This is a genomic window from Dehalococcoidales bacterium (assembly GCA_028716225.1).
GTDB lineage: Bacteria > Chloroflexota > Dehalococcoidia > Dehalococcoidales > UBA5760 > UBA5760.
The window spans coordinates 1-9,105 of sequence record JAQUQE010000046.1; the positions used below are offsets into that span (position 1 = coordinate 1).

Consider the following 9,105-nt stretch of genomic DNA (forward strand, 5'->3'; position numbering starts at 1 on the left):
TCTTGAGCTAGTTGCGCTTTCTTTCTTTCAATTTGAAACTCAAGACGCCTGATAGTGTCATCGACTGATGGCATAGACGTGATATGAATTGCCATTTAAGACCCCCGGACTTTCGCTATGGCTGCCTCAAACGCCTGGTCAAGCTTCTCTTGCCAGCCGTCCTGTTGAATGGTCTCAGTTAAAAACTCCGGACTGTCGGCCAGAAACTCCATCTGTCCGCCGATATCCTTCAGTCGCCGGGTGAGCTCCTGCTCATGTTCTTTCTCTTCAGGGGCGATATGATTATAGATCTCCGCGGTAACTTTATCGCCATAAGAACTTGCGTTCTCGGCTCTCTCTTTATAGTCTTTCTGGGCCTTGATCTCTTCACGGATGCTCTGGGCCAGGTCCCTATGAACGATAGATCTCCCGCTTCTCTTCCAAACATCACCCTCTTCAGATTTGCTAATGGGATGGCTCTCTCGCTTATCTTCCCAAGCCGGAACCTCTAACCAAGCTGTTTGATCTTCATGGTTGTCCGGTTCGTCAATCCCTACTACGAATCCTGAAAACCTTTCGTTGCCGAGTTTAAACTCGATTTCCTCACCAATTCTTACGAATGAGTTTTCCTCCGTATCCGGTATAAATTCAACCTTAGGAGGCGTTTCACCACGCTGTACCATACCCTTGAGTTCTTTCTGCCAGGAATCCCAGGAAACTATTGAGCCGACTTGGACACCGGAAAGGAAACGGACAAACCGGGGGGCTTTCTTGACGGCCGGCAGCAGGCCAGGTTCTGCAACAGGGTCCCCACCGGCTATGACGAAGAGATCTCCATACCTAACGAACTTGCCGCCCAGGTTATTAAAGACGGCGTTCCAAACGGAGTCGGGGACTCCCAGCGGATTCAGGCCGCTCTCGCCACTATAAATAGGAAGGTCAACCTCTTCGAACATATTGCCGGTCAGAACCGATTCGGCGTACTTGACCGGGTCATGTTTGGTCTTGGCCATGTACTCGTTGTTACAGGGAAGCAGCTTTTCGGGGAATAGCGCCGGCTGGTCCATTCGCCTGCCACTGTTTAACCTCATAAGATCTCCGAGGTTTAAAGCATCGATCTCATTGGCGACTTTCCTTTCCTCATCACCGAGAGAGCTGGACTTCCAATTTGCCCAGGCCGACATATTATAGATCGCATCAACGGCAACGTAACCGTCCTTCGTTACGGGACTGCATTTTCTCTTATAATCGTGAGGAAAATGGACAGCTCTGCTAATTAAAACATAAGAAGGCAGCGCGGTAAAATCACTCCACTTTATATAATGTGTTCCCGGTACCTCTCCTTTTACCGGCAGTTGGCTCTTCTCTTTTACCCTGGCTTCCAGTTTCTCGATAATAACCTGGACGCCTGGTGACCTGGGATTACCGAACATCCACCTGACTATATTATTGATATTATCAACCTTGTTCAGATAGCGGTCGAAATATGGTCTATCATCAAAACTAAGATTGCTAAGGAAGCTAATATCAGTAAATATTTGATCCAGGTCATAAACAGTAAGGCTATCCATCATTTCCTGGATATGCTTCAAATCAACTCCGCAGATATCGGAAAGGGTCTTCTGCTCCGGATCAATCACACTGGCTTTCAGTTTCTCAACCGATTGAACTTTCAGCCAGACAGGCTTAGATTTGCTAGGTATATTTGCCTTGACATACTTCTGATTGAGATCGATAGGCTCATTAGCAGGGAGCAATTCCAGTTCTTTAACAGCGGCCAGGTAACCAGCCGGGCCGCTCAGGCTTTTGGGCTTGTACTGGCCCTATAGGTCATGGCATGGCTGCCTTTAGCTAATGCTCCCATACTTTCGGCGTAATCCAGAACGCTCTTTTCGAATTCTCCGCTGGGTGACTCGGATCCCCACCAGTGCTCTCGCGGCATGCCGCCTTTAAAAAAGCCGTCTTCGAACATCTCACTAACGGCTTCGTCCCACCACTCCATCACCGTTTCATCATTTCTTTTGTCCCGGATTTCGACATGGGCGCGGTCCCTCTCCTGCCAGGTGTGAATCTCGACGTCATCGCGGGTAGGCTTGCCGAGTTTACCCCTTTTCTTGACGTCCGGCAGCATAGGAATCTTGCCACCCCTCTCCAGGTATTTAGTGGCCGGCTTCTGCAGCAGAGCCAGCGAGATAATCAGAACACCGCCGACGATCAGAACAATGGGCACAATGGCCTTGCTTATGGTATCGATCTTTAAGATACCGAAGGTAACCAGGCCCATTGCAGCCAGGGGGATAATGAGGGGAAGAAGAAGCTGCCACTGATAGATCTCGTATGGTTCACTCTTCTTGATGTCGAAGCTGGTAACTGTGACCCACGCGCCCCGTTCACAGGTAGGATAGCTAATTTCGTGACCGGTAGCGGTGATCGACTCGTACATTTGCTGGAGCATTTCGGGGGTCGGGGTATCCTCCGTGCAGATCTCAACGCGGCATGTCCCACCAACCGGAGTTTGCTGCTCCATAACGTCAAGGGCGAGTCCCAGATCTTCAATCGAGTAACCGACTAGCTGAGTACTCATAAAAAACCTCCTCGCGAGAAGTTATCTACATTATGTATAACGCAAGGAGGTTTTGTCAATACTTTATGTTATTTAGCCGGGGCGCCGCATCCAGGACACTTCTCAAGCGCCTGGGCCTTTTCCCTTGTCATGGGGAAACTCTTGCCGCATTTATCACAGGTGACAGTAACAATATCCGGCCCTTTCCCTTGTCCGGTATCGGCGATCGCCGGCGCCTTCTCCGGATGCCGGCAGCACTCAAGCATATAGGACCGCATATTTACTAAATAGGTAGCTCCCTGCTCTCCCATGCCCTGGATCATCTGGCTGAGATCCGGGGACGCCTCGGTTAAAAACTCCAGGAGGTCCAATACGCTGATACTGCTCAGGAACTTAGCAAATGGCTGAGCTTTTTCAAACATATCGGAGGTGACAGGCGGCATCTGGTTTTTAACAATCATTTCCCTAAACTGGTCAAGGGTAAAGTTGGACAGCCACTCTTTAAAGCCTTTTACTATCTTGGGCCGTTCAAACTCGACGGCCATTTGAAAACCGAACTCACTGGCGGCGTTCTTAATTCCCTGAAACATTTAACTTCCACCTCCGTCAGCTGGTTTATTAGCCATTCTTTCTGCTGCCTTAGTCACCTTGCCCAGCAGGTCCTTAAAGCCATTGCTGATATCTACCTTGATCTGATGGCTCTCCTCCTCCCGGCGGCGTCTATCTTTAAAATCCTCTAATCTGAGATATAAGTCAATACTGTCGGATGACACCCTTTGCTTACTGCCATCGGCCTGTTCGATAGTAACCGAAACACTCTCCTTTGCATTAGCCGGATTAACTGCCGGCGGAGGCGGAGGCGGCCTAATAATAATCGGTAGATCGCCGGTTATCTCACTCACCTGACCGGTAGCAGAATCTACCATGAATCGTTTAGGCGCTGGCGGAGGAGTAGGATTCACCGGCGGCGGCGCACTAAATACTAATGGCTTATCGGCTTCCCACGGTATGAGCTGACCATCTTTCCAAACCCAGATCTCCTTTTTTGGAGCGGCAGCCTGCGCTTGCGGTATGATCATGGGAATTCCAGTGTTCTCGACAACTTCTACCATCATATTCCCATCCGGTCCAGGCTTTACCAGGTAACCTTTAGGCGGCGCCTGCCCGCTGTTGCCTCTCATTTCATCGATAGCCCCAATCCAGTCCTTTATTTGTTCAGGCAAGCTTTTATTACTGGCGCCATTCCCGCCGGCGCTGGCGCCGGCCCTGGCTTTGCTTATAGCACGTACCTTTGATAGCTCGAGAGCATCTTTATAAGTAAGAGTTCCCAGGTCCGCCCCCACCTTTATCGGTTTATCATCCGGATCCAGATCGTAATCCCTGACCTCTTCTTCCGCCTTCTTCTGCTTTTCCTCAGTACTTAAACCGGTGTCTTTTACTTTATTTATCTGCTTATCGGTGATCTTGTTTGAAACGAACGACTTACCGGACCAGAACCTGAGCCATCTCTCCAGGACGTCGGCCCGGATTCCCATGCCGCTGAGGGCCTCAGTAACCCAGTTCATATCCTTATAATCGCCGCCCTGGAAAACGTAATTAGCAACAGCGATAAAGAAGGCGTCTTTACCGACTGCGCCGGCCGACTGGCCGCATTCAATAAACTGCTGAAAAGGAGTCATATTAGCCGACGCGACCTGGACTTCCTCCGAGTTGACCGGCTCCTGTACCATCTTGGCCAGCTCCTCCCGGCCAAGCTCTGTGATCGTCCACTTTTTGTCTTCGTCCTGAGTGGCCCACTGGCGCTTTTCGAACAGATCGAGCTGAGACTTAAAACCTCCCTGTTTTTCCTTGAGAATCTCGGCGAGTTCCTGCTGGCTGACAGAACCTGTCTGATTCGCCAATTCCCTCAATACCTTCTCTTGACTTGCCATATCTACCTCCTACTCCTTTAACATTTGACACTTCTTAATCAGCAGCAATCTTTCATCTGAAACGGGCAATTTCGGTTTTGACTTTTTGCGCTGATGCTTGGCAATCTCCTTTTCCTTTTCGGCAGCTCTTTCTAACAGGTGGGCAGTACGCATATCGCGGTCCGGGCGGTTGTAGCAGTTATGGCAGTAGTTAAGGTCGTCAAGCTCTATCCCGTCCTCATCGTGGCCGTCCCCCAGAGCTATACCACACAAATAACATCTTATTACCATCGATTATAAACCTTGTTAAGTTAATGACTTAACTTGTTATTAACCAGTTTATACCTTAACTTTTTAAAAAGCAATACCCCAGTTGCCTATTGACAAAAAGACCTGTTTAACATAAGCTAAGAGTCACAGGAGGAAAAGATTATGCCAATTAATGTATGGCCAGCTGTTACCTATGTTATCGACAAGATACCCTTCGCCAGAATCTTCTCCCCCCCTCCTTCCCAGAGAAAAAGCGTTGAAGAGCTGAAAGAAATCCTCGATAGTACGCAGCCTGTTAAACCAGCTAAAACCGTTGTCACAGAAGAGGAACCGCCCAGGCCCAGGGAAACCAATCACCCTTCCTTTATTAAAGAAGAGCCAATAGAGGAAGGCGAATTCCGGGAGGAGCCCGCTGATTTACCTACCAAGGTCCACCTGGCGCCCCGGCCAGCCTCCATATCTAATGTAACTACCGAGGAAACGGTCGCTTACCAGAACCGCGAAATTGGCAAACAACTGCTGCAGCTGGAAAGACACGCCAGCCAGAAATTCACGATTGCAGGCAAGCGCTGCGACTGCCTAGTAGGTGGAACACTCATTTATAATAATCATGCCCCCATAGCAATTGGTAAAATCCAAGGCACAGTACTGACTCATAAAGGACGAGTTCAAAATGTTACACAACACATGGATAGGCTTTATGATGGGGATTTGAGAGAGATACGAGTTGCCTATTCTAATGTCCCTCTCTTGATAACACCAGAACACCCCATACTGGGTATCTCTAACGCATGGAGAAATAACTGGAAATGTAATTATGGCGGTTTATCTGAGGAAAACATAAAATGGGTACCTGCCTCCGATATGACAGAGGGTTCATTTACTGCCTTTCCCCGAATACGACGAATTACCGACATGGATATAATTACACCCGACTTAGCTGAATTACTGGGATGGTACGTAGCCGAAGGTTCAAAAGAAAAGGATCCCCAAAATAACCGAATAGTATTATCTCTCAACAAGCAGGAAACCGATAATATACTGCGCATACGTGCTCTGTTCGCAAAATGCTTTGGGGAAGATACCATCATACGAGATCGGGAAACATCTACCCAGATTGAATATACCAACAAAGCATATATCGGCCTCTTTACAGAATTTGGTATTGGAACTCATAACAAGCAAATCCCAGAATGGATGCTTTACTTACCTGAAGAAAAACAATATAGATTTCTTAATGGTTACTTCCATGGCGATGGTAATAAAAGAGAATGCCGCTCTAATGAGCTTCAAGCTACTACCGTTTCACAACAACTAGCTTATGGACTGAGACTGGTGTTATTCAGACTGGGCATACTTCATGGAATCCATATGGCAAAACAGCTTGATGGTTTGATCGCAGGACGGGTTATTATTGGTAATGGTACGCGTTATAATATCCGAATAGGTGGTGCAGCAGCAAAAACACTTGGTAACAAGATAGGCTTTGAATTTAAAAACTTTAATACAGTCAATGACCATACACCAATGAATTGGGGAGATATTACTGAAAATTATGTCTTCCTTCCCATCAAATCTAACGAACCAAAGGAATTCCATGGCTCTGTTTATAATATAAGTGTAGCTTATGACGAAAGCTATCTTACTATTAACGGTGCTGTCCATAACTGTGGCCAATCCAGGCATTTGCTCGACCTGGAATCCCTGGCAGAAGAAACCATTTCGATGGTCGATAATCCTGATATTTACAACCGTATTCTGGATTTCGTTAAGGACATGGGTCCTAAAGTAACTATTGAGGCCCTTGAATCCGGCCAATACGATGTTGAGTTTGCAGGATTTGTTACCAAGGCCCGGGACTTCCGAAAAGAGCTCCTGGGGACTCTCGATTCTAAAGCTTTATTTCCACATAAAGAGGAGGAGAAAGTTTAATGCCTATGAGAATCGTACTTCTAACAGCAGATGAATGCGGTATCTGTGATGCGGCCAAGGCGGCCTTCGAAAAACGCTTTGTTAAAAACATGATCCGGGGAGAAGCGGCAATAATCAACCTTGATACAGATGAGGCTTATCAAGAAAAATGGGCGGAACATGAGCTGGAGCTTGCACCGGTTGTCTTACTGGAAGATGGCGAAGGTAATATCATATCTACTATCCCCCCTGAGGAATTACTGGATTATAAACTGCCTGCGGAAACAGAGCAGCCGGCCGAAGAAAAACCTGCACCGCCGGAAGCCGAAGAAAACAAAACCTTGACAAACCCTACATAACATAATACATTATATATAACCGCCTGCATGCAGCGGTTAGTCCGAGGTCGATAGGACTTAAATAAATACGTAAGGAGTGGATGACCATGGCCGCTAAATGGAAAAGAGTTGTTCCCCAGGTCGTAACAGGTCAGATCCAGGCCGTCGCCGCAGGAAAACACTTGACCGTGTTTGTGCGAAAGCCTAGTGCTCCCGGAGCTGGCAGCCCCGAGCAGAAGATGAAATTCTCCAAATGCGCTAAACAGACCAAGGGTATCACCGATCGTCTGGAGCGCAACCAGAAGATGTCTACTTGCTTAAGATAAGCTGAGTTCCGCGAAACCCGATCCGACAAGCAAAGACCGTAGCTCATGGAATCGCAAGCTACGGTCTTTCTTTTATCTAAAAATCACTGATATTTGTTGTTGAACAGCCTTCTATTGTTAGAAATGAAGCTGATTTGTTTAAAACTGCTAATATTATTAGTAATATTTTACCGCTTGTTGTTTGACTTGTGGGTTATCTTCTCAAGGATGTTGTCACCGAAGAACTCCAGCGCCCCGGTCCTGTCGTCGACCTGGATAGTATTATTCTGTTTGTCCTCCCAGCACTTCAAACACATGCCGTCCCTGCCCTGCAAATACTCCTTCTTACAAGCCGAACAGACCGGCCCTGTGGCAGCCAACCACTCCTGTTGAGTGGGCCTGTGATGATGTCCGGTGACTATATTAAGGTTTGGGTCAACCTCGTTTAACAAGCTTCTCAGCGATCTTTTCGGCATAATAGACTCTCCTCCGGTGAGCTTCCCACTCTTCCTTTATTATATATACAGCAAATCCGCCGATAATACATACCAGGATAGAGCCGATTAATAAAAGCGCCTTTCTCATAGAGTTTCCTACTGGGCGGCTGCCGCTTTCCTGGAGTCCATAATAACCTTATAAGCCTCATTGATCTTGCTGAACTTGACAGAATCCGGCTTGGTACCGGTGTCCGGATGCAGCTCTTTGCACCAGGCGCGGAAAGAAGCCTTGACCACAAAATCCGGGACATCCGGGTGGATCCCCATTATGTAATATGGATTGTTGAAGTCCGGCGCCGCCTGCTGGCCGGTATTCAACTTCTCCAGCACATCATCACCAAACAACTCAACCCCGTTGGCAATTACCCTGGAAAGTTTTTTACCGGTTAAAATCTTGCAGACATCATCTAAAGTACGTAATCCTCTAAGAAGTTCGCTCCCCTTCTTTGCCATAATCTATCTTCCTCCGCTGGTACAAGACTAACCGGCCTCAAGTCAAACATATCCAGGCCGGCTTCGGTCGCAAAAACATACTGATCATTAAATATGGCATACACGTTATACTTACCGGTAACAGGTACCCAGGGCGACGCGGTAGCCTCCAATATCCGATCATGTCCGTTCTCATCAACTACCACAAACATATGCCCTTCTCTGGCGCCCATACTATTGATACGGACTCCAACCGCGCAATAAACCTTCTCGGGTGGAATGTAATTTCTTAAAATAGAACAGAGTAATATACTGAGGCAATCGCAGTCTCCTGCTCTATTTCTCAGTGTCTCAATCGGCAGGCTCCAATAATCTCCCTCTTCATGTGCGAACTGGGTAAAGGTATTGACGAATTCCTGACATGCCTCGATAAAGTCCGGAGCTTGGTGGAGAATATCGGCTACCAATTTAACTTGGGGATTATGTGGAGTGACCAGGCGGCGGATAGGGACATGACTATTCGAGTATCTGACATTACCGCTAAGCTCCTGGTATTGTTCCAGGTTTCCGATGATGCTTTCTTGATACATGAGCTTTCCTCCCTGGATGGTTTAACCATATTATACCACACCCAGTAAATAGGGTATTGACAAGCCTGCCGGACTGTGCTAGTCTATAAACACTACTAGCTAAACACTACGGCTAAACAGGTTATTTTAAAGCTAAAAGAAGGAGGTAAAGCTATGGTAACCAAGACCCCAGCCGGACAACATGTTCACCGTTTCAAGTTCACAGGCGACAAGGGATTCTGCGACTGTGGGGAGATCAGGGAGTACCTCGAACCATGGAAACCCGGAGCGTCCCTGCAGACCGCCAAATACACGGTTATCCAGCACGGAA

The 9,105-nt window shown here is 47.6% G+C and carries 11 protein-coding genes; 3 read left to right on the forward strand and 8 right to left on the reverse strand.

Annotation, left to right across the window (positions count from 1 at the left end; all coding sequences use genetic code 11):
- Positions 1-95: 95 nt before the first annotated feature.
- From PHI12_12190 to PHI12_12210, 5 genes are all read right to left on the reverse strand, one after another.
- Entirely contained in the window at positions 96-1,736 is a 1,641-nt protein-coding gene (locus PHI12_12190) for a ferritin family protein (protein MDD5511552.1), read from the reverse strand.
- A gap of 41 nt (positions 1,737-1,777) precedes the next feature.
- Entirely contained in the window at positions 1,778-2,563 is a 786-nt protein-coding gene (locus PHI12_12195) for a hypothetical protein (protein MDD5511553.1), read from the reverse strand.
- A gap of 68 nt (positions 2,564-2,631) precedes the next feature.
- Positions 2,632-3,132, reverse strand: a complete 501-nt coding sequence (locus PHI12_12200; protein ID MDD5511554.1) for a hypothetical protein — start codon at positions 3,130-3,132, stop codon at positions 2,632-2,634.
- Entirely contained in the window at positions 3,133-4,473 is a 1,341-nt protein-coding gene (locus PHI12_12205; GenBank protein ID MDD5511555.1) for a hypothetical protein, read from the reverse strand.
- Positions 4,474-4,482: 9 nt separating this feature from the next.
- Entirely contained in the window at positions 4,483-4,743 is a 261-nt protein-coding gene (locus PHI12_12210) for a hypothetical protein (GenBank protein MDD5511556.1), read from the reverse strand.
- Between the two features lie 141 nt (positions 4,744-4,884).
- Between PHI12_12210 and PHI12_12215 the strand changes: the two genes are divergently transcribed.
- The 3 genes from PHI12_12215 (at position 4,885) to PHI12_12225 (ending at position 7,297) form a co-directional block, all read left to right on the forward strand.
- On the forward strand, positions 4,885-6,654 hold the full coding sequence (locus tag PHI12_12215) for an LAGLIDADG family homing endonuclease (GenBank protein ID MDD5511557.1): 1,770 nt from the start codon (positions 4,885-4,887) through the stop codon (positions 6,652-6,654).
- Complete coding sequence (locus PHI12_12220; protein MDD5511558.1) at positions 6,654-6,992, forward strand: hypothetical protein; 339 nt, start codon at positions 6,654-6,656, stop codon at positions 6,990-6,992. Before PHI12_12215 ends, PHI12_12220 begins: the two co-directional genes overlap by 1 nt.
- Positions 6,993-7,078: 86 nt before the next feature.
- Positions 7,079-7,297, forward strand: coding sequence for a hypothetical protein (locus PHI12_12225; protein MDD5511559.1), 219 nt, complete (start codon positions 7,079-7,081; stop codon positions 7,295-7,297).
- A 167-nt stretch (positions 7,298-7,464) separates the two neighbouring features.
- Here the strand turns inward: PHI12_12225 and PHI12_12230 are convergent, their stop codons facing one another.
- From PHI12_12230 to PHI12_12240, 3 genes are all read right to left on the reverse strand, one after another.
- Positions 7,465-7,752 carry a hypothetical protein gene (locus tag PHI12_12230; GenBank protein MDD5511560.1) on the reverse strand — a complete coding sequence of 96 codons (288 nt, stop codon included), beginning with the start codon at positions 7,750-7,752 and terminating at the stop codon, positions 7,465-7,467.
- Positions 7,753-7,869: 117 nt separating this feature from the next.
- Positions 7,870-8,226 carry a J domain-containing protein gene (locus PHI12_12235; GenBank protein ID MDD5511561.1) on the reverse strand — a complete coding sequence of 119 codons (357 nt, stop codon included), beginning with the start codon at positions 8,224-8,226 and terminating at the stop codon, positions 7,870-7,872.
- Positions 8,181-8,795, reverse strand: coding sequence for a hypothetical protein (locus tag PHI12_12240; protein ID MDD5511562.1), 615 nt, complete (start codon positions 8,793-8,795; stop codon positions 8,181-8,183). The genes PHI12_12235 and PHI12_12240 overlap by 46 nt, the downstream gene beginning before the upstream one ends.
- Positions 8,796-9,105: the final 310 nt, after the last annotated feature.